Origin of the sequence: Asticcacaulis sp. AC460, from assembly GCF_000495795.1 — a bacterium.
GTDB lineage: Bacteria > Pseudomonadota > Alphaproteobacteria > Caulobacterales > Caulobacteraceae > Asticcacaulis.
Genome location: NZ_AWGD01000024.1, coordinates 1 through 23,599 on the forward strand (window position 1 = coordinate 1; position 23,599 = coordinate 23,599).

Annotated in this window: 12 protein-coding genes; 7 read left to right on the forward strand and 5 right to left on the reverse strand. The window is 61.9% G+C overall.

All coding sequences use genetic code 11. The annotated features are described in order from the left end of the window. From ABAC460_RS38200 to ABAC460_RS38210, 3 genes are all read right to left on the reverse strand, one after another. Nucleotides 1-2,547 (reverse strand): TonB-dependent receptor (locus ABAC460_RS38200; RefSeq protein ID WP_155914658.1); only part of this gene is annotated, 2,547 nt, incomplete at its 3' end. Nucleotides 2,548-3,296: 749 nt separating this feature from the next. Beyond that, nucleotides 3,297-4,076 (reverse strand): DUF1499 domain-containing protein, encoded by a 780-nt coding sequence (locus tag ABAC460_RS38205; protein WP_023454005.1) that lies wholly within the window; start codon nucleotides 4,074-4,076, stop codon nucleotides 3,297-3,299. Nucleotides 4,077-4,283: 207 nt separating this feature from the next. After that, nucleotides 4,284-5,702 (reverse strand): bifunctional aminoglycoside phosphotransferase/ATP-binding protein, encoded by a 1,419-nt coding sequence (locus ABAC460_RS38210; RefSeq protein ID WP_023454006.1) that lies wholly within the window; start codon nucleotides 5,700-5,702, stop codon nucleotides 4,284-4,286. Nucleotides 5,703-5,783: 81 nt separating this feature from the next. Between ABAC460_RS38210 and ABAC460_RS38215 the strand changes: the two genes are divergently transcribed. Next, a complete protein-coding gene (locus ABAC460_RS38215) occupies nucleotides 5,784-6,398 on the forward strand; it encodes an HAD family hydrolase (protein WP_023454007.1) in 615 nt (204 codons plus the stop codon). Nucleotides 6,399-6,547: 149 nt separating this feature from the next. On the opposite strand, the gene pdxH is transcribed toward ABAC460_RS38215, so the two are convergent. Beyond that, entirely contained in the window at nucleotides 6,548-7,204 is a 657-nt protein-coding gene (gene pdxH, locus ABAC460_RS38220) for a pyridoxamine 5'-phosphate oxidase (RefSeq protein ID WP_023454008.1), read from the reverse strand. Between the two features lie 119 nt (nucleotides 7,205-7,323). Between pdxH and ABAC460_RS38225 the strand changes: the two genes are divergently transcribed. Together ABAC460_RS38225 and ABAC460_RS38230 are read left to right on the forward strand one after the other, a co-directional pair. Next, nucleotides 7,324-8,124: a DnaJ C-terminal domain-containing protein gene (locus ABAC460_RS38225; protein ID WP_023454009.1), complete on the forward strand. Its 801-nt coding sequence runs from the start codon at nucleotides 7,324-7,326 to the stop codon at nucleotides 8,122-8,124. Then, nucleotides 8,124-8,840: a GNAT family N-acetyltransferase gene (locus tag ABAC460_RS38230; RefSeq protein ID WP_023454010.1), complete on the forward strand. Its 717-nt coding sequence runs from the start codon at nucleotides 8,124-8,126 to the stop codon at nucleotides 8,838-8,840. The genes ABAC460_RS38225 and ABAC460_RS38230 overlap by 1 nt, the downstream gene beginning before the upstream one ends. Before the next feature lie 127 nt (nucleotides 8,841-8,967). On the opposite strand, the gene ABAC460_RS38235 is transcribed toward ABAC460_RS38230, so the two are convergent. After that, on the reverse strand, nucleotides 8,968-10,224 hold the full coding sequence (locus tag ABAC460_RS38235) for a dicarboxylate/amino acid:cation symporter (protein WP_023454011.1): 1,257 nt from the start codon (nucleotides 10,222-10,224) through the stop codon (nucleotides 8,968-8,970). Nucleotides 10,225-10,346: 122 nt separating this feature from the next. Between ABAC460_RS38235 and aroC the strand changes: the two genes are divergently transcribed. The 4 genes from aroC (at nucleotide 10,347) to ABAC460_RS38255 (ending at nucleotide 23,589) form a co-directional block, all read left to right on the forward strand. Continuing rightward, nucleotides 10,347-11,450, forward strand: coding sequence for a chorismate synthase (aroC, locus tag ABAC460_RS38240; protein WP_023454012.1), 1,104 nt, complete (start codon nucleotides 10,347-10,349; stop codon nucleotides 11,448-11,450). A 68-nt stretch (nucleotides 11,451-11,518) separates the two neighbouring features. Continuing rightward, a complete protein-coding gene (locus ABAC460_RS38245; RefSeq protein WP_023454013.1) occupies nucleotides 11,519-14,014 on the forward strand; it encodes a beta strand repeat-containing protein in 2,496 nt (831 codons plus the stop codon). Nucleotides 14,015-14,081: 67 nt separating this feature from the next. Further along, a complete protein-coding gene (locus ABAC460_RS51030; protein WP_023454014.1) occupies nucleotides 14,082-19,205 on the forward strand; it encodes a beta strand repeat-containing protein in 5,124 nt (1,707 codons plus the stop codon). Between the two features lie 37 nt (nucleotides 19,206-19,242). Continuing rightward, nucleotides 19,243-23,589, forward strand: a complete 4,347-nt coding sequence (locus ABAC460_RS38255) for a beta strand repeat-containing protein (protein WP_023454015.1) — start codon at nucleotides 19,243-19,245, stop codon at nucleotides 23,587-23,589. Nucleotides 23,590-23,599: the final 10 nt, after the last annotated feature.

Genomic DNA, 23,599 nt, shown 5'->3' on the forward strand with positions numbered 1-23,599 from the left:
GCTGCGCTTGGCGGCCGGATAGCCGAGGTCTTCCGCCGAGAAGGTGACGGTACGCAGGGTGGTCTCGCCATCGACCGGAGCGTACAGGACGATCGTCGCTTCCTTGCCCGGGTTGATGATGGTGTATTGCGAGAAGCCCGACCAGGTGCTGGAGCAACCGGTGATGCCTTCGGCCGCGCAGTAGGCGTTGACGGCGGCGTCGATGGCGACGTCTTCCGCGTTGGTCTTCAGCGAGCGGTTCAGGTAGGTGACGCCCAGGTTCCAGTAGTCGCCGAGACGGAATTCGTAGCCCAGGATGAACTCTTCTTCCTTGGTGGCGCTCAGGTTCTGGTCGATGGCCGACGTCGGATCGTGGATCGTGCCGTCGCCGGTGACGTTACAGCCCGAGGTACCCGCAGCCGCCGAACCCGAGGTGACCGGGAACGGACAGGCGCCCGCACCGGTCCAGCCCGTGAGCTGGGTGCCGAGGATCGGGGTCTTGTCAGCGTTCAGGCCCGAATAGGTCCAGTATTCGCGGAAGTAGTATTCCGAGCCAGCCTGACGGAAGGCCGTGTTGGCGGCGACCGGCAGATAGTAGACGCCGTACGAACCGAAGATACGTTGCTTGCCTTCACCCGTCGGGTCATAGGAGAAGCCGAGACGCGGGCCCAGGTTGCCGTCCATGTTGATGAACTGCGAACCGTCGCCGGTGAAGTTGTTGAAGTCATCCGAACGCAGGCCCAGGCTCAGGGTCAGGTTCTTGTTAACCTTCCATTCGTCCTGGATGTAGTAGCCGATATTCTCGGAATGGAACTCACCGCCCGAGTTATAGTAGTTCAGTTCAACATAGAGGCTGTTCGCGCCCAGGTGGGCGACGCTGTTGCCGGTGCCGGTGGAGCAGCGGACCGAGGTGCCGCAGCGGCGGTAGATCAGCGAGTAAGGATTGCCCAGGCTGTTACCCGGACCCGTGCGGGTCGCGAAGTGGACAAGGCTGTTTTCTTCCTTTTCCCAACCGAGGCGGACGTGGTGGTCGCCCCAGAAGCTGAACAGTATGTCGGCGTCAGCGCGGGTGAACTTGCGTTCCGTCGTTTGGGTGCCGTCGGAGATGCTGTTGCGCTGGGCGTTGCCGAAGGTGTTGCCGAGACCGAACAGGTTGAAGGCGTTACCCGCGTTGGCGTCCTGAATCAACTTCAGGGTGCCGCCATCCGACTCCGAAACGTCCTGGTTGACGCCGCTGGCCGCCGAAATCGTGAGCCAGTCAGTCAGCTTGCCGGTATACTTCAGCACATAGCTGGGGGCGCCGAAATGCTGGTTATCGACGTTGCCCAGGGCGCCAATCGCACCGGTGCCAACATTGTAGATTTCGTCATTGACCTGATCGTTCGTGCACTGGCCCTGCGTAACCAGACCCGGGCTACAGACGAACGCCGAGCCGCTGTCGTAGGCATAGTAGTTGCTGACGATATCGCGCGACGTGTCGAAATAGGTGAGTTCCAGGTGATGGTCAGGATTGATGTAACCATCCAACTTCAAACCATAGAAGTTGTTGTTGTTGATGTCTTCGCGCATGCCGCCGGCGAAGTCACCGTTCCAGTCGGACCCTTCGACGCGCTGGACCAGGCCGTAGGCGTAGAGGTGATCCTTCCAGATCGGACCGCCCAGTTCGACCACGATATCGGCCGACTGCGACTTATCGAACTGGTTGGCCGAACCGATGGTGTTCGGGGCATCGCTGAACATGCCGTTCGGCGTCCAGTTCAGACGAACAGCGCCCTTGAATTCGTTGGTACCGGACTTGGTAACGGCGTTGACGATACCGCCCGTCGCACGACCGAATTCGGCCGGCTGGCCGCCTTCCTTGACTTCGACCGACTTGAAGAATTCGAACGGAACCGACGACGAACCGAGATAGTTGTTGAAGTCGGTGATGTTCATACCGTTGAGGTAATAGGCGTTTTCAGCGACCGACGAACCGCCGACCGAAGCCAGGTTACCAAACGCGGCGTCGCCCTTGACGGTACCCGGCGCCATCAGCACCAGCGAGGTCAGGTTGCGGCCGACCGGCACATCACGGGTCAGCTTTTCGACATCCAGAACGACACCCGTGGTCGCCGTGGAGAAGGCCAGCTTGCGGCGGGCGCCGCGAACGATGACGTCAGACGAACTGGCCGTGCTGGAGGCCAGCGCAAATTCATAGTTGGTTTGCTTCGAAGCTTCGATGACGATCTGCTTGGCCGACTCCGAAGAGTAGCCCGAAGCTTCGACCATCACGTCATAGTCGCCGATCGGCAGGTTGCTGAAGCTGAAGGTACCAGTGCTGGAGGTCGTGGTCGAACGGGAGATGCCGGTCTGGTTGGAGACGATCGTCACCGTGGCGCCGACGACCGGCTTACCGCTACCATCAACAACATCACCGGTGAACACACCCGACGTATAGTCCTGGGCAAAGGCGGTCGTCGGCAGCGCCGCGACCCCTGCCACCACAGCCACGCCAGCCATCGTCGACAATACTGCACCGCAAATTGTCGTCGTAGCCATCAGGCCAGATCGCAAAGATTTATGTTTCACTCTTGTTTCTCCGGGTTACATGAGGGTGTAGGCGCACCCACCGCAGTTTCCAGCATTACACGCTGTTAATAAACTTAAAGACCCCTGTCGTGAATCCGTCAATCACGCGACACATTTTTGTCTATATCAATTGAAACCTGTTTCAATAAAGTCACAGGCGCAACCTTCCCTTAGGGAAGGATTTGTCGGACACAAGGGGCGATTTTTCCACGGGGCATTCCTACACCATTTAGAAGAAATACGACAAAAAATCTTAAAATTACAATAAAGGCCTCACACCTGCGGTTGCGTAAGGCACACGGAGCAGGAGAGAAAAATTTCACCCCGTATTGAGATCAAGCTGATGAAATCATTCCTGTGGATATCTCTCAGAGACGGCCCCAATCGGCTCCAAACGGGCACAAAGCCGCCACATCTGCGCCGCGCAAGGGCCATAACCGGCGTGCGAAAAAGGGAATTGTCGCCACATCCCCTCCCCTTCAAAGCGGGCCGTTCCAGCGTGTCAAAACGCTGATACACGCACCTGTCGTCCCATCCAAAAGACTCAGTGCCGCACTGCAACGCGCGCAGCCATGGGGGCCACCGGTTCAGGTGTGCAGCTGGCTACGGCAAGGTGTGCCAGAAACAGACACATCATCGCCGCCAGGCCACGTTGTGAACGCTTTGATATATAAAGGGCGATGTCGCCGGCCATGTCTCACCTCTGCACGTATGGCAAAGGTTAAGCAAAAGTTAAGCCACGCGGATGGTCAGAGGGCTTCGATCTTGTGAATAAGATCGACCACCCGACGGCAATTGGCGCCCAGGTCCGGCATAGGGTAACGGCCGACGCTGCGGATATCGATCCCGTTCGGATCCAGACGAATCACGACATCCGACTTGAAGCCGTAGAACGGGTCCTGATAGGTCGCTTCGACACGCCAGTCGGCGGAACCGGTCACCACATAGTTGTTCGCCTTCAGCATAGCGACGACTTTTTCGGCGGTCACGCCTTCCTTCTTGGTGATGGTGCGGGCGCGTGGACAGGTCAGTGCGTTGATTTCCGGGATGGTCTTACCGCCCCAGTCCATCGACTCGTTGCGCGGCACGCGCGGCAGGTCTTCGATCGGCCGGGCATCACGGCCGCGCTGTTCGATGAGACGGGTCGAGAAGGTGACAGGGCGCTCCCAGTTGGTGGCGACATCGCCGATCGGCGGGTTGGCTTTCAGCGCCTTCTGGTACCACCAGAACCCTCCCAGCACGCCGCCGGTGATCACCACCGCCGCCAGCGCCCACGGCCCGAGCCGCCCCGGCGCCATGAACAGCGAAATCAACAAGGACAGCCCCGCCACCGCCATGGCCCCCAGAGCCATTTTCGGCGCCAGGTTCAGGGTCAGCGCCCTGAAGCCAAGATCATAACTGATATAGCCCAGGTTGGACGCCATCATCACGCCCAGCAGAAACAGCGGCGTCACCAGGGACACCATGAAGGCGAAATGGGCGAAGGCAAGACCCTTTTTCTTGGCCTTGGGCTTGTCCAATGTCGGCATGTCTTCCGTCACGCGTGGGTTTTCCCTGTTGTTGTATCAGATGGAACGGATCGCGTACCTTAGCCCGTCAACGGGCCGCGTCACCGCTTTACCTTCAAAAAGCGAAATTTTTTTGACCGTGCTGCCGCCGCAACATCACGCATTCCATAGCGTATCCCCTTATACGCCGCCAACTGACGACCGGATGAGGGCGCCGCGACGATCTTGCTAGGGTTCAATCTGCCATGAAATCGTTGCGAGATCAACGGCTTGCTGTCGCTCGGCGATATCCGGCGTGGCGTCGGACACGTCTTTGGTCCGCAGAGCGACACGCGCCGCGCGATCGGAGGCCGAAACCTCCAGCCAGATGCCGGCAAACGGCAAATTCGCCTGAGCGGCGAGCGCCTGGGCCTTGTCGCGCCAGGTGACCTCACGGAAGGTGGCGTCGAGAATCACCGACTGGCCCGTCGCCGCGACCGTGCCGGCCAGGGCGAACATCTCGCCGTAGACGCGGTGGTTCTCATCCGGCGTATAGGCTTCGCGTGGGAGGGCCTCGTATTCCGGGCAGGCCCACAGGCGTTTGCGGATTTCGTCGCTGCGCAGGATGACGGCGCCGGGCGCGCGGCCGCTGGCTGGCGCGATCTGGCGGGACCGCGTCGACTTGCCCGAACCGGACAGGCCGCCGACGGCCGTGAAGGTCGCCGGCGTCATGTCGAGGAAGCGGTGGGCCGCCTCAAGGTACATGCGCGCCTTGTCCATGGCGTAGTGCCCCTCCCCGCCATAGTTGGCGTTGACGTGACAGCGCACACCGGCGCGGACCGACAGGTACAGCGGCAGGAGCTTCAGGCCGGCATAGACGCTTTGGACATCGTCCTCCAGGCGGGCGGCCTGTTCGAGATAGACATTGAGGACGCGCGAGGCGGCGTCGCCATGGCCCCTCACCCACAGGTCCATCAGCAGGAAGCCCAGGTCGTACAGGACGTCGATCTGGCTGAGGCGTTCGTTGAATTCGATGCAGTCGAACAGCACCGGCTGGCCGTTCTCGACCAGGATATTGCCCAGGTGCAGGTCGCCGTGGCAGTGGCGGATATGGCCGTCGGTAAAGCGTTTCAGGACGTCGCTTTCGACGGCGGCATAGGCGGCCTGGATAGCGGCGTCGTAGGCGTCGACCGCGTCTCCGCCCAGCTGTTTGCGGAAGACGTCGATGTTGCGCTTGTTGGAATCGATGACGTATTTGATGTTGTTGTCGTGCTGGGGATCGCGGCAGATCTCGGAACCGGCGTGGAAGCGACCAACCATGCGCCCCAGATTGTGCATCAGGTCGAGATCGGGCGTCCAGGCCGGATCTTGCGCGCTCTGTTCGCCCAGAACGCCCTTCGTGTCGAAGCGGCGCATGACCAGGACGCTTTCGCCGGCAATTTCCTCGACGCCGAGATAGATGTCGGCGGCCATGCGTTGATTGTAGCGCAGTTCACGCAGCAGGGCCGAGCGGCGCTTTTCGGCGGAGGTAAAGTCGAGGAAGCCGTAGTCGACCGACTTCTTGACCTTGTAGGCCTTGGCGCCTTTCAGGATGACGACGGCGCACGAGGTTTCGATGACCTGGTCGGCGCCTTCTTTCAGGTGGTAGAGGACTTGGCTGAGCGACATGGCCTTCGGGTAGGACGTTTTTCGAGGCTTGGCAACAGGAAGCGCTTGACCCCTTGGGGTGGACGGGCCAAGGAACCGGCCATGTCCCTTCCCGCGCCCCCCGTGCTGCGGTCTGAGGTGCAGGCGCTGATCTTCGATTGCGACGGCACCCTGGCCGACACCTTCGCCGCCCATTATCGCACCTTTCGTGAGGCTCTGGTTCCCTACAAGGTCGAGATGACCGCCGCCTTCTATGCGGCGCGTTTGGGGTTGTCGCGGCGACAATTGCTGGCGGCGCTGACCGAAGAAACCGGCATGCCGGTGGATGATGAGGATCTGCGGGTGCGGACGCCGGCCATGTTCCTGGGTCATGCGGCGGCCATCCGGGCGATCCCGTTTTCGGAGAACCTCGTCCGGCTGCATCATGGCCGACTGAAACTGGCTGTGGCCTCGGCGGCGCAGCGGCCGATGGTGATGGCGTCACTGGGCGCCATCGGGTTGACGGATTTCTTCGAGTCGATCGTGACCATCGAAGATACGGGCGTCGGCAAACCGGCGCCGGATCTGTTTTTGAAGGCGGCGACGAATCTGAGGGTAGCGCCAGGGTTGTGCCATGTCTTCGAGGACAGCGACCAGGGCATCGAGGCCGCTCACCGCGCCGGCATGACGGTGACAGATATACGGCCGTATTATCAGAGCGATCCGGCGGAGTGGTAGTGTACTTCGGCAGGCAGGTCGTCCCAAATTAAAGTAGATCCGAGTTCCCGGCTCCCCCTCCGCTTCGACGCGCTTCGCCTGAAGAAGGCTCGCTTGCTCAGCACCTCCCCCGCAAGCGGTGGAGGATAAGAAGGGTCGAGCCTGACACGTCAAGGGTATAGCTTCTCGCGGGTCCAGCCGGTGGATGTGCGGACGAACCGCACCCGGTCGTGCAAGCGGAACGGACGGTCGCGCCAGAATTCGATCTGGCTGGGGGTGACGCGGAAACCGGTCCAGTGCGGCGGGCGGTCGATCTTGCCCAGGCCGAACTTCAGGCCGTATTCGGCCACCCGCTTTTCCAGTGCGAAGCGGTCCGGCAGGGGCCGGGACTGATCCGAGGCCCAGGCGCCGATCTGGCTGGGGCGGGCGCGTGAGGCAAAGTAGATGTCGGCTTCGGCATCGGTAACGCGGGTGACCTCGCCGCGGATACGGACCTGACGGCGCAGGGACTTCCAGTGGAACAGCAGGGCCGCCTTGGGGTGGGCCGTCAACTGTTGCCCCTTGGCGCTTTGGGTGTTGGTGTAGAAGACAAAACCGTCGGCGTCGAAGTCCTTCAGCAGCACCATGCGCACGTCCGGCAGGCCGTCCTCGTCAACCGTGGCTACGGCCATGGCGTTGGCGTCGTTGGGTTCCTTGGCGCGGGCGTCCTTTAGCCACTCCGCGAACAGGAAATAGGGCTCGGCGGCATCGATCTCGGCGCCGTGGGCGGCATGGGCATCGGCGTAGTCGGCTTCGGATGGCGAGGCAGGGATCAGGGGTGACGACATGGTGGCTCTCCTGCCCTGCCCTATAGCGGCTACCGCGGGTGTGCGCAGTTAAAAAACATGGCTAACGGCACATTAAGACTTTTTGCCGCATAACTCGGCCATAGCCTCAAGAGAGCGTCATGGCCCGAGCGAAGAAGCAACCCAAGCCCGTCGTCGAAACCATCGAAGAGCCGACCACCCGCGCCGAGGCGCTGGTCGCGTTGGGGCTTGAAGGCGAGGTCAATGACGATGATGTCCGGACGGCGTTTCGGACACGGTTGAAGGCGGCGCACCCGGATATTCATGGCGGGACCGATGCATTGTTGCGGCGGCTGATCCTGGCGCGCGAGCTGTTGATGTCGGACAGCAAGAACGCGCATGAACACACGGAATTATTAACCAATCTTAACGCGCACCTCGACGAACCGATCAGGTTGGATATCAGCCTGAACCAGGCTGTGGCGGGTGGCGTGGCGTTAAAGGATGTGCCGGCGTTGGAGGTATCGGCGGCGCATGAGGAACTGACCTCGCTGACCCAGATGAAGACCCTGCGGGTGGCCTTGCCGGCGGGATTGCGGAACGGCGACCTGGTGCGGGTGCCGACCGAAGGTGTGCGCGCCGAGCAGGTGTTCCGCATCCATATCGATGCGCCCGACGGCATTCGGGTATGGGGCGACGACCTGTGGATGACGGCCTATATCGAAGCACGGATCTTCGCCATAGGCGGGCTGGCGACGATCGAGACGCCGCATGGCCCGCGCGACGTGGCGATTGAGAAGGATGCGCCGCGGGGTTCGAGCCTGTGTCTGACGGGCCTGGGCTTGCCGGCCAGCGGGAAGCATGGCGCCGGGAACCTGCATGTGCGGCTGGAGGCGATGATGAACCGGGTACCATCCTATCGCGAAGCCTTGAACGAGTTCAGGATGAAGTGGGCCTCGTAATGTCGCCGGACGTCTTCAGTCCATCGCTTGGGATTCGCGAGGATGGGTTCGGCAACCCGATCGGCAAGGCGGTGCCGGATTGGGCAGGCTGTCAACGATTGCCCGATGTGGTGTTGGCGGGGCGGACGTGCCGGGTCGTGCCGTATGCGGTTGAGTTTTCGGAGGGTTTGCTGGCGGCCTATGCGAAGGGCGACGGCGGGCTGTTCAGCTATCTGACCTGGGGGCCTTTCGGATCGGCGGGTGAGATCGACGCCATGGTGCGGGACTATATGGACCATCGTGGATTCCAGACCTTCGTCATCGTGACAGCGGATGGCCCGGTGGGGCTGGCTAGTTTCATGCGTTATGATGAGGGCAGCGGGTCGGTGGAGATTGGCGGCTTGACGTTTTCGCCGTTACTGCAAAGGACGACGGCCGCGACCGAGGCCATGTACCTGATGATGCGGCATGCCTTCGAGGGCGGCTACCGGCGCTATGAGTGGAAATGCGATCAGTTGAATGCGCCGTCGAAGCGGGCTGCCGAGCGGCTGGGGTTTGTTTTTGAGGGCGTCTTCCGCAATGCCGTTGTCACCAAGGGCCGGCGGCGGGATACGGCGTGGTATTCTGTGATCGTCGAGGAATGGCCCGCCGTGCGCGAGCGGCTGGAAGCGTGGTTGCAGCCGGAGAATTTTGACAAGAGCGGCATACAGAAACGGGCGTTGACGACGGGCAGTTAGATTTTCGCTCGAAGTCCGGATACGGAAAAGCTGTTCCGTGGAGGGTAAAGCCCCTCCCACCGCTTCGCGGTCCCCCCTCCCCGTGAAGAACGGGGCGGGAGAAGGTAAGGTCAAGCCATTGCGGTTGCTATGGTTTGGTCGGAGTCAGCAAGGGTGATTCCGCCTCAATCAGACCGTTCTCCCGGCTCACCAGGGTTGCGCACAACAGTTGACTGGTAACGTTCGTCGCCGTCCGCATCATGTCCAGGATCCGGTCGATCGCCGCCAGCAGCGCAATCCCTTCCAGCGGCAAACCGGCCGCCGACAAGGTCACCGTCAGCATCACCGTCGCCACGCCCGGCACCCCGGCCGTCGCCAAAGATCCCAACACGCTGGCCAGGGCAATGATGACATAGTGTTGCTGTGTCAGGACGATCCCGAAATAGTTGGCGATGAAGATCGCCGAGATCGCCGGATAGATCGCCCCGCAGGCATCCATCTTCATATTGGCGCCCAAGGGCAGGGCAAACCCGGCATAGCCCTTTTGAAGTTTCAGCTTGTCGATCGCCGCCTCCAGCGACACCGGCAGGGTCCCGATCGACGAGCACGTAAAGAAGGCCGTCTGCTGGGCCGTGAAGATGCTCTTGTAGAACCCGCTCACCCGTAGGCCGTGCACCTTCAGCAGAAGGGGATACACGACCAGCAAGAGAACGAAACAGCCGAGATAGACCAGGCCAATGTAAGGCAACAGTGGCCGCAGAGCGTCCAGACCATAGGAGGCCACCACGGACCCGATCAGGCCGAACACGCCGATCGGCGTCAGTTGGATAATCCAGCGAGTCAGGCGGAACATGACCTGAGAACCCTGTTCAACCAGTACACCCAACTCTTTGGTTTTATTACCCAAAGCGCCGATTGCCGCACCTATCAGAACAGCAAAGAAGACGATACTCAGAACCTGGCCTTCAGCAAAGCTCTTGAAGATGTTCGACGGCACGATGCCGGTAATCACCTCCACCGCCGGCGGGATGACCTTGGGCGTGACCTGCGCCAAGGGTAAGCCGGTCAAACCGGAGCCCGGCTGGAAATACCAGCCGATGGCAAGGCCGATCGACACGGCGATCACCGACGTGACCATAAACCAGACGACGGTGTAGATGCCGAGCCGAACCGCCCTGCCCCCACCGGTCGCATCCTCGCCATGCGCCAGACGCGCCACCGACGCCGCGATGGTGAAGAAGACCAGGGGCGCGACCAACATCTTGATGGCCCGCACGAAGGTGTCACCGATCGGCTTCAACACCGGCAAGGCGGCCTCGCCCCAGGCCAAAGCGACGGCTACGCCTGCGGCGAAGGCCACCAAGGTCTTGAGCCACAAAGGAATTTTACCGAGCGCCTTAAGCATGATGATTTCTCACGTAACCAGTCCGGCAGATATGGGGCTTATGGCCGCTTTAGACGAACTAAAAAAATTGCGGCCAGAAGTGAATGCCGCTAAAGCGATCTCGAGTTTCAGGTAGAAAATCCATGTCGCACAATACCTTCGGTCATCTGTTTCGTGTCACCACCTGGGGCGAAAGCCACGGCCCGGCCCTGGGCTGCGTGATCGACGGCTGCCCGCCAGGTATCCCCTTGTCCGAAGACGACATCCAGTGGGCCATGGACCGGCGCAAGCCCGGGGGCTCGCGCTTCGTCACCCAGCGCCACGAAGCCGACGAAGCCAAGATCCTGTCCGGCGTCTTCGAAGGCGTCACCACCGGCACGCCGATTTCAATATTGATCGAAAACACCGACCAGCGCTCCAAGGACTATGGCGACATCGCCCGCCAGTTTCGGCCCGGCCACGCCGACTACACCTATTTCGCCAAGTACGGCGTGCGCGATTATCGCGGTGGCGGACGGTCGTCAGCGCGTGAAACCGCCGCCCGGGTCGCCGCCGGCGCCGTGGCGCTGAAGGTCCTGCAGACCCTGGTGGGCGGTATCGAAGTCCGCGGCGCCCTGGTGCAACTGGGTATCCACAAGGTCGACCGCGACAACTGGGACTGGGCGCAGACCGCCGAAAATCCGTTCTTCTCGCCCGACGCCGCTTCCGTGCCGGCCTGGGAGGAATATCTCGATGGCATCCGCAAGGCTGGCTCCAGCATCGGCGCCGTGGTCGAAGTCGTGGCCGACGGCGTCCCCGCCGGCTGGGGGGCGCCGCTCTATGCCAAGCTCGACTCCGAACTGGCCGCAGCCCTGATGACCATCAATGCCGTCAAGGGCGTCGAGATCGGCGAAGGCTTTGAGGCTGCCATGCTGTCCGGCGAAGACAATGCCGACGAAATGCGCATGGTCGACGGCAAGCCGGTGTTCAAATCCAACCATGCCGGCGGCGTCCTGGGCGGCATTTCGACCGGCCAGCCTGTCGTGGCGCGCATGGCATTGAAGCCCACCTCCTCCATCCTGACCAAGCGCGAGAGCATTGATGTCACAGGCCAGGAAGTCGAACTGATGACCAAGGGCCGCCACGATCCCTGCGTCGGAATCCGCGCCGTGCCGGTGGCCGAGGCCATGGTGAGTTGCGTGCTGCTGGATGCCTTCCTGCGCCATCGCGGCCAGACCGGCGGCGGCGTTCACGAAGTCGGGAATTAACTATCAATAATTGCCAGCAACGGATTACCTCTCCATACTGCGTTTAAAATGGGGATGGAGGGACAATCATGCTGTACACGGGCATGCTGTACACGGGCACGCCGGGTGACGACACATTTGCCGGCACCAGCGACAACGATACGCTGAGCGGCGGTTCCGGCCACGACCGACTGGATGGGAATGACGGCGACGACCTGATTCGCGGCGATGGCGGCAATGACACGCTGTCGGGCGGGGCCGGCCGCGACACGGTCAGCTATGCCAGCGCCGGTGGCTCGGTGATCGTCAGCCTGGCTATCGTCGCCGCCCAGAACACCTATGGCGGCGGCACCGACGTCCTGTCGGGCTTCGAAGACGTCATCGGTTCATCCTACAGCGACATCCTGTCGGGAGACGCCGGCGGCAACTGGCTGGATGGCGGCGCGGGCAAGGACACCCTGGTGGGCGGCTTGGGTGACGACAGTTATGTTGTCGACAACGCCGGTGATGTTGTTCAGGAGTCCGGCAATGGCGGCGTCGATGTCGTCTTCGCCGCGCTGAGCTGGGCGCTGGGGGCGAATATCGAATACCTGACCCTGACCGGCAGTGGCCATATCAACGCGACCGGGAACGGTCTGAACAACCTGCTGACCGGCAATGCCGGCAATAACGTCCTCAATGGCGGCATAGGGCACGACCTGATGGCCGGCGGTTTGGGCGACGACACCTATTATGTCGACTCGACCGGCGATAACGTCGTCGAAGCGCATCACGCCGGCAATGATATCATCTTCTCCAGTGTGAGCTATTCCCTGTTCGGACGGGCGGTGGAGAGTCTGACCCTGACCGGCACCGGGCAGCTCACGGCCACCGGCAACTCACTCAGCAATACCCTGACCGGCAACACCGGCAATAACCTGCTGGACGGGGGCGGAGGCGCCGACACCCTGGCCGGCGGGTCCGGTAATGACACCTATTTTGTCAACACGATGGGCGACGTCGTCGTCGAAATCACCGGCGGCGGCAGTGACCTGGTCGTGGCCAGCGCCAGTTACGCCCTGACGGATATCGCCCGGGTGGAGGCGCTGACGCTGGGGGGAACCGGCCATATCGACGCGACCGGCAATGGTCAGGCCAACAGCCTGAACGGCAATGACGGCAACAACCGGATAGACGGCGGCGGCGGCAAGGACACCATGACCGGTGGCCTGGGTGACGACACCTATGTGGTCAACAGCGTCGGCGACGTCGTGATCGAAGGTGTCGGCGGCGGTTACGACAGCATCATCCTGCAAAGCCTTGACAGCAACGTCTACAGCCTGGCCGAGACTAGCAAAGTCGAAGCGGTCACGATTATCGGACGCGGCTGGATCAATCTGGGCGGCAACAGCCTCGACAATACGCTGACCGGCAACACGCAGCAAAATAAGCTGTGGGGTATGGACGGCAATGACAGCCTGGTCGGGTTGGGCGGCGACGACACGCTTATCGGCTATGCCGGCAACGACACAATGCTGGGTGGGGACGGCAATGATCACTATCATCTCGACTCGGCAGGCGATGTGGCCGTCGAACTGGCCGGCGAAGGCTGGGATACGATTTATGTCAATTTCGACTTCAGCCTGGTCGGTACGAACATAGAGAATGTCGGCGCTTCGACTTCCTATGGTGATTATAACCTGACCGGCAATGAGGTGAGCAATATTCTGACCGGCAATTACGGCCACAATCTGCTGGATGGCGGCGCCGGCGCCGACCATATGCGCGGTCTGGACGGCAACGACACCTATATTGTCGACCATGCCAACGAGGATTGTGATGAAACCGAGTCCAGCGGTATCGACCTGGTCATAAGCTCGGTCGATTTCGACCTGGGCTATGGTTATGATAACCCTCTTGATAACCTCACCCTGACGGGGAGCGCCGTTAAGGCCACCGGCAACGACCTCTACAATGTGCTGACCGGTACATCCGGCAACAACCTGCTGACGGGCGTCGGAGGCAACGACAGTCTGATCGGTGGCGAGGGCAATGATACCTACGTCATTTCCGGCCACGACGTTGTCGTCGAGATGGACAACGGCGGTACGGATGAAATACGCGCCGAGATGAGCTACGTCCTGACGGATGCGACCATCGAAAACCTGAGCCTGCTGGACCGCGCTGCCGCCCTGGACGCCACCGGCAACACCAATAACAATGTCCTGACCGGGAACAGCTACGCTAATCAATTGCGTGGCGGCCAGGGGCTGGACACCCTGATCGGCGGTGGCGGCAATGACAGCCTGGTGGGTGGTGCCGGCGACGACTGGCTGGTTGGCGGTGACGGCCATGACACCCTCTATGGCGGCCAGGACTCCGATTGGTACCTTTTTGCCGTCAACAGCGGCGAGGACGTCATCGATAGCGTCGAGGGACACACCTTCCACGACCGTATAGATATCAGCGCCTATACCGGCGGAGTCGCCAATGAAGGCATGCTGACGCAGGTCGGGGATAACACAATCATCGATCTGGGTGGCGGCAACAGTATCACCGTCACCGGTACCAGCGTTGAGAACACCCTGCTCTGCATGGTGTGGTAGTTTTTTGCCACGGGCGTAAATCTCATCATAGTACCGCGCCGCACGGCGCCAACGAGGAAATAGTCACATGCTGTACACGGGGACACCGGGTAACGATACGTTTGCGGGCACCAGCGATAACGATACGCTGAACGGCAATGGCGGCCAGGACAGCCTGCTGGGCGGGTTCGGCGATGATGTCGTCACCGGCGACGATGGCGACGATCATCTGCTGGGCGGCTGGGGCAGCGATACCTTAAGCGGTGGCGGCGGTTACGACGTCCTGGACGGTGAATTCGGCAACGACGTCCTGAGCGACAGTGACGGCGGCAGCCTTCAGAACGGCGGGACCGGTTTCGACACTCTTACCGGAGGCACCGGCGCCGATGTCCTCAATGGCGGCGATCATGGCGACCGGCTGGACGGCGGCGGCGGTTCGGATATCCTAACGGACGGGGCGGCCGGCAATACCGATCAGGACACCCTTCTGGGCGGGAGCGGCGACGACATCCTGCTGAGCTACGGCGGGGCCGATCGCGTCGATGGCGGCGCCGGACTGGATGCTGTGGTGCTGAACCTGTCGGCGTCATCCCAGGCGGTGTCGCTGGACATGGCCCTGGCGGCGACAGCCCTGGGCATCACGCTGGATAACGGCACGGTCCTGGCCAATATCGAACTGGGCGAAATCACCGGCGGGTCCGGCAACGACACGCTGACCGGCGCGGCGCAGGCCGACTTCTTCGTCGGCAGCGCGGGCAATGATGTACTGTCGGGCCGGGCCGGCAATGATGTGCTGGACGGCGGCGATGGCGAGGACTGGCTGGCCGGTGGTGCGGGCAATGACACCCTGATCGGCGGCGCCGGCGAAGATACTGCCGATTATTCCAGCGCCGGTGGCGCGGTTCAGTTGGACCTGACCGTCACCACCGCCCAGAACACCAATGCGGCCGGAATCGACCAGGTCACCGGGATCGAACACCTGATCGGTTCCGCCTATACCGACCTGTTTGTCGGTAATGCGGCCAATAACCGTATCGATGGCGGCGCCGGCGCCGACACCCTGGCCGGCGGTGCCGGTGACGACACCTACTGGGTGGAGGCTGCGGGTGACAGGGTCATCGAAAAATCGGGCGAAGGGGTCGACCTGGTCTATGCCGCAATCAGCTATTCCCTGACCGGAAACTTCGTCGAGTTCCTCACCCTGACCGGATCGGCGGACATCAACGCCACCGGCAACGGCATGAACAACTTTCTGACCGGCAATGAAGGTAACAATGTGCTGGACGGCGCCACGGGCAATGACCTGATGGCCGGAGGCCTGGGTAACGACACCTATTATGTTCAGACGGCCGGCGACATCGTCGTCGAGAACCACTTCGCCGGCACCGACACCGTCTATTCCACCATCAGCTACAGCCTTTTCGGCCGGGCGGTCGAAATCCTGACCCTGACCGGCACGGCGAATATCAACGCCACCGGCAATTCGCTGGCCAATGCCCTGACCGGCAATGCGGGCAACAACCTGCTGGATGGCGATGCCGGCAACGATACCCTGACCGGTGGCCTGGGCAACGACACCTATGTCATCAACAGCGTCGGCGACGTGATCGTCGAAGCCGCGGGCGAAGGCATAGATACGGTGCGGACGTCGATCAACTATACCCTGGCGGCGGGCAGCGCCATCGAAGCCGTGGTGCTGACCGGAAGCCGCAACCTGAACGCCACCGGCAATGCCCAGGACAATGCCCTGACCGGCAATGCCTTCGACAATCGCCTGCTGGGCCGGGACGGCAATGACGCCCTGGCCGGCGGCGGCGGTCAGGACAGTCTGAACGGCGGTACCGGCCGCGACACCCTCTCCGGGCAGGACGGCAATGATACCCTGGCCGGGGATGCCGGAAACGACACGCTGTCGGGCGGCAATGGCCATGACCGGCTGGACGGCAACCTGGGGGATGATACCCTGGCGGGCGGCACCGGCAATGACAGCTATAGCGTCGACTCCGCCGGCGACGTCGTCCAGGAACAGGGCGGCCAGGGGCTGGACCGGGTCACCAGCAGCCTTTCCTACGCGCTGGGCGCCAACCTCGAGGAGTTATATCTGGCGGCTGGTGCGGTCAGCGGCACCGGCAACGTGCTGAACAACTACATATCCGGCTGGGATGGCGACAATGTGCTGGATGGCGGGGCCGGCAGCGATACGCTGTCCGGCGGTCTCGGTAACGACACCTATCATATCGATTCCAGCGGCGACGTGATCATCGAAGGCCTCAATCAGGGCGTCGACACGGTCGTATCCAGCTTCACCTATTCCGCTGCGGCTAACGGGATCGAGACCTTGATTCTGAGCGGAGCCGGCAACTATTCCCTCACCGGCAACGGGTTTAACAACACGCTGACCGGCAATTCCGGCAACAATCTGCTGGACGGCGGCGCGGGCAGCGACACCATGGCCGGTGGCCTGGGCAACGACAGTTACCGGATCGACAATGCCGGCGATGTGGTCATCGAAACGGCGGGTGGCGGCAACGATACGATATTGGTCGGGGCCTTCAACGGCAACACCTACGTGCTGGCTGAGGGTGAGATCGAATCCGTTACCATAACCGTCGCAGGTCCGTACAACCTTACCGGCAACAGCACGGCCAACACCTTGACCGGCACCAATTCCACTAACTTCCTGAGCGGCGCAGGCGGCAATGACGTGCTGGATGGCCGCGGAGGCAAGGACACGCTGGACGGCGGTGGCGGCGACGACACCATGATCGGCGGCGCGGGTGACGACTGGTACTATCTCGATTCCGCAGGTGATGTGGTCGTCGAACTGGCCGGTGGCGGTATCGATTCGATTCTTGCCTATGGCAGTTACAGCCTGGCCGGTACGGAGGTCGAAAACCTGCACACCCGGGTCGGGGATATCAACGACACGGTCACCGGCAATGCCCTGAACAATCTGCTCAATACCCACGAAGGCAATGATTACCTGGACGGAGGCGTCGGCGCGGACACCATGTATGGCGGCAGTGGCGATGACACCTACATTGTCGACAATGTCAGCGATGTCACCTCCAACAACGGCGGCACGGATATCGTCTTCAGCTCGGTCAGCTATACCGCCGGACACCAGGTAGATCACCTTACCCTAACCGGAAACGCCGACATCAATGCTACCGGCAACATCTTCTTCAACATCCTGACCGGCAATTCCGGCAACAACCTGCTGGACGGGGGCGCGGGCCAGGATACGCTGATCGGCGGACTGGGGAACGACACCTATGTGGTGGATAGCCTGGCCGATGTGATAACCGAGGCCGCGGGCGAAGGCTTTGATGAAGTCCGGGCCAGGACGAGTTATGTCCTGGCCGGCGCCCTGGAAGCCCTGACGCTGCTGGAGACGAACAGCGCCCGCGACGCCACGGGCAATGCGGCCAACAATGTGCTGACCGGCAACAGCCTCTTCAATCTGCTTGACGGCCGCGAAGGCCAGGACACGATGCGCGGCGGCACCGGGGACGACACCTATGTCGTGGACGATGCCGGCGACGTCATCGAAGAACAGGGCGGCTATGACTGGGTCACGACCGGCCTGTCCTACACCTTGGGCGCCAATCTTGAAGCCGTCACACTGACCGGCAGCGCCAATGTCAACGCGACGGGCAATGCCGCCGGCAACGTCCTGACCGGGAATGCCGGGATCAACGTCCTGACCGGCGGGCTGGGGGACGATACATACTTTGTCCAGACGATCGGCGACACCGTGGTGGAAGCCGTGGGCCAGGGTATTGACCAGGTCAATACCCTGGTGGATTTCAGTGCCGTTGGAACGCACATCGAGCGGCTGTACATGAGCGGAATCCGCGATGTGCGGGTCGTCGGCAACGAGCTCAACAACACAATCGGCGGCAATGACGGCAATAACCTGCTGGACGGCGGCACCGGCGCAGATACCCTGGCCGGCGGCAACGGCAATGACACCTATGTCATCGACACTGCCGGCGACCAGGTTTTTGAATATGGCGCTTCCAGTGGTATCGACACGGTCGAGACCCCGTTCGACTATACCACGGGTACCAATATCGAAAATGTCGTCCTGACGGGTACGGCGACGACGGCGACTGGTAGCAGTGCCGCCAACAGCCTGACCGGCAACGGCCTGGACAACACGCTCAACGGCCTGGTCGGTAATGACAGCCTGTATGGCGGTGGCGGCAATGATGCGTTGTTCGGCGGCGATGACTTCGACCGGCTGGACGGCGGCACCGGCGCGGACACCCTGACGGGCGGCACCAGCAACGACACCTATGTCATCGACAGCCTCAGCGATGTGATCGTCGAACTGAGCGGAGCCGGTCCGTTCGATACGGTGGAATCCTACATCACCTACACCCTGCCCTCCGCCATCGAACGCCTGGTCCTGATCGGCAACGCCGATATCAACGGGTCTGGCGACAGCCGTGACAACTATATCGCCGGCAATGACGGCATCAACGTCCTGACCGGTTTTACCGGCAACGACACCTACCTGATCCAGAACGCCGGCGATACGGTGGTCGAACAGGGCGGCGGCGGCACCGACGAGATCCGCGTCACCTTCAGCTACTCCCTGGTCGGCGTGGCCAATATCGAGCGGCTGGCGCTGACCGGCACCGCCGATATCAATGCCACCGGGAATGCCGGCAACAACGTCCTGCGTGACAACAGCGGCATAAACATCCTGACCGGAGGCCTGGGCGACGACGAGTATTATGTGAGCAATGCCGGCGACCAGATCGTCGAACTGGCCGGTGAAGGCTATGATTTCGTCCAGACCGAAGTCAGCTATTCGATCGCCGGCACCGAGGTCGAATATCTCGGCCTGATCGGCGACGAAGACGATGATGTCGACGCCACCGGCAACCACCTGGACAACATCATTTCCGGCAATGAAGGCAATAACCGTATCGACGGCGGTGGTGGCAACGACACGCTCTATGGCGCCGGTGGCCAGGACCGCTTCGTCTTCGGCCCTAACAGCGGCCAGGACCTGATTGAGGACTTCCGCGGCTTCTACGAGGGCGACCGGATCGATGTCAGCGCCTACAGCAACGGCGTTGTTCACAACGAATGGGTCAGCCAGAGCGGCAATGATGTGGTCATCAACCTCGGCGGCGGGAATACCATTACCGTGCAAACAGACACATTCAACGTCGTGCAGACCTACATCATCTGGTAGCAGAGACCGTCAGATCGCAAGGAAACAGGGAAGTAACATGCTTTATACAGGTACACCCGGAAACGACAGCTTCGCCGGCGGCAGCAATGCCGACACCCTGAATGGCAATGGCGGTCACGACACGCTGGCCGGCGGCGTCGGCGACGATATGATCACCGGTGACGACGGCAATGACAGCCTGGCCGGCGAATGGGGCAATGACACCCTCACCGGCGGTGACGGACTCGACACGCTGGACGGCGGCTTCGGCGACGACGCCTTGAGCGACAGCGCCGGCGGCAGCGTGATGAACGGCGGCGACGGCTTCGACAGCCTGACCGGCGGTAGCGGGGCCGACGTCCTGAACGGCGGCGTCCAGAACGACTGGCTGTCGGGCGGCGGGGCGGCGGATATCCTCGCCGACGGCGAGATCGGAAATACCGAGATCGACACCCTGCTGGGCGGGAGCGGCGATGATGTGCTGATCAGCCGCGGCGGCGCCGACTCGATCGACGGCGGCGACGGTATCGACAGCCTGATCCTGGACCGCGCTGCCTTTGCCGGCGCGCTGATGATCGACCTGGCCCAGATGGCGACGCCGGCCGGCCTGACCCTGAGTGACGGCACGCACATTACCGGTATCGAACTGGCAGAGGTCCGCAGCGGGTCCGGTAACGACACGCTCCTGGGCGCGGCGGCCGGTGACCGGCTGCAGGGCGGCGCCGGCAACGACAGCCTGGGTGGGAATTCGGGCCATGACCGCCTGGACGGTGAAGACGGCAACGACCTGCTGCTGGGCGGCGGCGGCAACGACACCTTAAGCGGCGGCAATGGTACGGATACGGTCAGCTACGCCAATGCGGGCGGGTCGGTGACGGTCAGCCTGGCCGTCGCCACGGCCCAGAATACCGGCGGCGGCGGCACGGACATGCTCAGCGGCATTGAGAACGCGACCGGATCCGCCTTCACCGATATCCTGGCGGGCAATGCCGCGGCCAATCGTCTGGATGGCGGCGCCGGCGCGGATACGCTCCTGGGCGGCGCGGGCGATGACACCTATGTCGTGGACCATGCCGGAGACATGGTCCAGGAAGGCGCCGGCAACGGGGTGGATATCGTCTATGCCGGGCTGAGCTGGACCCTGGCCGGCAATGTCGAAAATCTCGTCCTCAGCGGCGGTGACATCAACGGCACCGGCAACGGGTTGAACAACGCGCTGACCGGCACGGCCGGCAACAATATCCTGGATGGCAAGGGCGGCAGCGATATCATGGCCGGCGGGCTGGGAGACGATACCTATTATGTCGACCATATCCAGGACAATGTCGCCGAACAGCATCTGCAGGGCACCGACACCGTCTTTTCCAGCGTCAGCTATTCGCTGTTCGGCCGGGCCGTCGAAATCCTGACCCTGACGGGGGCGGCGGTCAGCGCGACCGGGAACGGCCTGAACAACACGCTTACCGGCACCGACGGCAACAATGTGCTGGACGGCGGCGCCGGGGCCGACAAGCTGATCGGCGGCCTGGGTGATGACACCTACTACGTCGACCATATCCAGGACAATGTCGCGGAGCAGCACCTTCAGGGGACCGATACGGTTTATTCGACCGTCACCTATTCGTTGTTCGGACGGGCGGTCGAGGCCCTGATCCTGACCGGCGCTGCGCACATCGCCGCCACCGGCAACTCTTTGGCCAATACCCTGACCGGCAACAGCGGCAACAATGCCCTGGACGGCGGAGAAGGCAACGACACCCTGAGCGGTGGTGACGGCCACGACGCGCTGAACGGCAATGTCGGCGCCGACTCCCTGGCCGGCGGGGCCGGTGACGACAGCTACGTCGTCGATAATGTGAACGACACCGTCCTGGAACAGGTTGGCCAGGGCCGCGACCGGGTGACCACCGGCCTGTCCTACACGCTGGGCGCCAATTTTGAAGACCTGATCCTGACGGGCAGCGCCCTCACCGCCACCGGCAACGGGCTGGACAACGCCCTGACCGGGACGGATGCCGCCAATACCCTGAACGGGCTGGGCGGCAATGACACCCTGAGCGGCGGCAACGGCAACGACACCTATTATGTCGACTCGACCTTGGATACGATTGTTGAAGCCATCGGCGGCGGCACCGACCTGGTCTTTGCCGGCACAAGCTACGTGCTGGCAGACACGGCGCGGGCGGAAACCCTGACCTTGACCGGTTCCGGCAATTTTAATGCAACGGGTAATATCGCTGCCAATGCCGTGAACGGCAACAGCGGTTATAACCTGCTGGATGGCGGCGGCGGCGTCGACACCATGGCCGGCGGACTGGGTGACGATACCTATTATGTCAACAGCCTGGATGTCGTCATCGAAGCCGCGGGCGGCGGCTACGACTCCGTCGTGCTGCAAAGCTATGACCGAATTGGTTTCGCGCTGGCGGCTGACAGCGAGATCGAGGCGGTTACGATAACGGGTAACGGCCACATTGCGGTCGTCGGTAACGGTTTCGATAACCGTCTTAACGCGAACAATGGCAATAACCGGCTCGATGGCCTGGCGGGGAACGACGAACTGCTCGGCTTTGGTGGCGACGACTCGCTTTACGGCGGCGACGGCAATGACACGCTTGTCGGCGGGGATGGCGGCGACAGGGTGAACGGCGGCGCCGGTGACGATTCCATGACCGGAGGCCTTGGCAACGACACCTATTATATCGACGCGGCCGGTGACGTGGTGATCGAACTGGCCAGCCAGGGCGAGGATACGATTCTCGTTAATTCAAGCTACAGTCTGGCCGGAACCTATGTCGAAGGCCTGCAACTGAACGTAACGGCGGGCAACTTCAACCTCACCGGCAATGAAGCCGCCAACAGGATGGTCGGCAACGATGGCGACAACCTGCTGGATGGCGGCGCGGCCGCCGACAGCCTGCGCGGTGGCAAGGGCAACGATACCTACCTCGTCGATAACGCGGGAGATCTGCTTTACGAGGACGCCGATGAAGGCATCGACACGATCGTGAGTTCGATCACTTTCGAGATGACCTATTTCCATCATCAGTTCGAGAATATCACTTTGACGGGCAGCGCCTACAGCGCCAAGGGTAATAGTCGCGACAACGTGCTGACCGGCACGTCAGGTAACAACTATCTCGATGGTGTAGGCGGAAACGATACGCTGATCGGTGGTGACGGCGATGACTACTATGTCGTGTCCGGGGCGGATGTGATCATCGAGGCTGAGAATGGCGGTACGGACCAGGTTTCGGCGGACAGCAGCTACGTCCTGACCGGTACCGCGATCGAAAACCTGACCTTGCAGAATGTGGCGGCGGCGCTCAATGCCACGGGCAATGCGCTGAACAATATGCTGACCGGAAACGCCTATGCCAATATTCTGGACGGGGGCGCCGGCGCCGATACCATGTCGGGCGGCAGCGGCAACGACACCTATATCGTCGACAGCACCGGAGAGGTCACCCTGGAGAGCAGCTCGTCGGGCGGCAAGGACCTGGTTCTGGCCTCGGGCTCCCATACCCTGGGCAACCTGATCGAAAATCTGACCCTGACCGGCAGCGACAATATCGACGGAACCGGCAACGCGCTGTCCAACGTGCTGAGAGGCAATGCCGGGATCAATGTGTTGAACGGCGGCGCCGGCCACGACACCTACTATGTTCAAAACGTCGGCGACACCGTCGTCGATACGGTGAGCGGGAACGATCTGGTGTATTCGGACGTGTCCTTCATTCTGAGCGAAGGGGTAGAAAAGCTTTACCTGCAGGGGACGGATAATCTGACAGGCACCGGCAACAGTGGGGATAATCAGCTGAGCGGCAATTCCGGGAACAACCTGCTGGATGGGGGAGATGGATACGATATTCTGAACGGCGGCGACGGCGACGATACCATCATCATCGGCGGCTATGATGAGGCCCACGGCGGCGGCGGAGTTGACAGGCTTTTGACATCGGTCTCCGTTGACCTGGATGTCGGCGAGGACCAGGACGGCCATATCTTTGGATTTGAAATCGTGATCCTAACGGGAAGTGAGGATTTGGGTATTTATTCCGGCGGTTCCGGCAACGCGTCCCTCTACGGTAATTCCGGCGACAACCACCTGTGGGCGGGAGACGGCGACGAACGGCTGGATGGCGGCGCCGGTAATGACAATCTGTACGGCGGTGACGGCGCCGACCTGTTCGTGTTCGGTCTCGACAGCGACCAGGACGAGATCGCCGACCTGGACGGCAGCGAAGGCGACCGGATCGATGTCAGCGCCTATACGGGCGGCGTCGCCAATGTCGGCATGGTGTCGCAGGTCGGGTCGCACACCATCATCGACCTGGGGGACGGCAATATCGTCACGGTGCAGTACACCACGGTCAGTGAGGTCCTTCCCTATATCGTCTGGTAAGGTTCAGCCA

Coding starts and splice junctions, on each gene's coding strand:
- ABAC460_RS38205 (WP_023454005.1), bottom strand. CDS start 4,076: ATGCCGACATTGGACAAGCCCAAGGCCAAGAAAAAGGGTCTTGCCTTC.
- ABAC460_RS38210 (WP_023454006.1), bottom strand. CDS start 5,702: ATGTCGCTCAGCCAAGTCCTCTACCACCTGAAAGAAGGCGCCGACCAG.
- ABAC460_RS38215 (WP_023454007.1), top strand. CDS start 5,784: ATGTCCCTTCCCGCGCCCCCCGTGCTGCGGTCTGAGGTGCAGGCGCTG.
- pdxH (WP_023454008.1), bottom strand. CDS start 7,204: ATGTCGTCACCCCTGATCCCTGCCTCGCCATCCGAAGCCGACTACGCC.
- ABAC460_RS38225 (WP_023454009.1), top strand. CDS start 7,324: ATGGCCCGAGCGAAGAAGCAACCCAAGCCCGTCGTCGAAACCATCGAA.
- ABAC460_RS38230 (WP_023454010.1), top strand. CDS start 8,124: ATGTCGCCGGACGTCTTCAGTCCATCGCTTGGGATTCGCGAGGATGGG.
- ABAC460_RS38235 (WP_023454011.1), bottom strand. CDS start 10,224: ATGCTTAAGGCGCTCGGTAAAATTCCTTTGTGGCTCAAGACCTTGGTG.
- aroC (WP_023454012.1), top strand. CDS start 10,347: ATGTCGCACAATACCTTCGGTCATCTGTTTCGTGTCACCACCTGGGGC.
- ABAC460_RS38245 (WP_023454013.1), top strand. CDS start 11,519: ATGCTGTACACGGGCATGCTGTACACGGGCACGCCGGGTGACGACACA.
- ABAC460_RS51030 (WP_023454014.1), top strand. CDS start 14,082: ATGCTGTACACGGGGACACCGGGTAACGATACGTTTGCGGGCACCAGC.
- ABAC460_RS38255 (WP_023454015.1), top strand. CDS start 19,243: ATGCTTTATACAGGTACACCCGGAAACGACAGCTTCGCCGGCGGCAGC.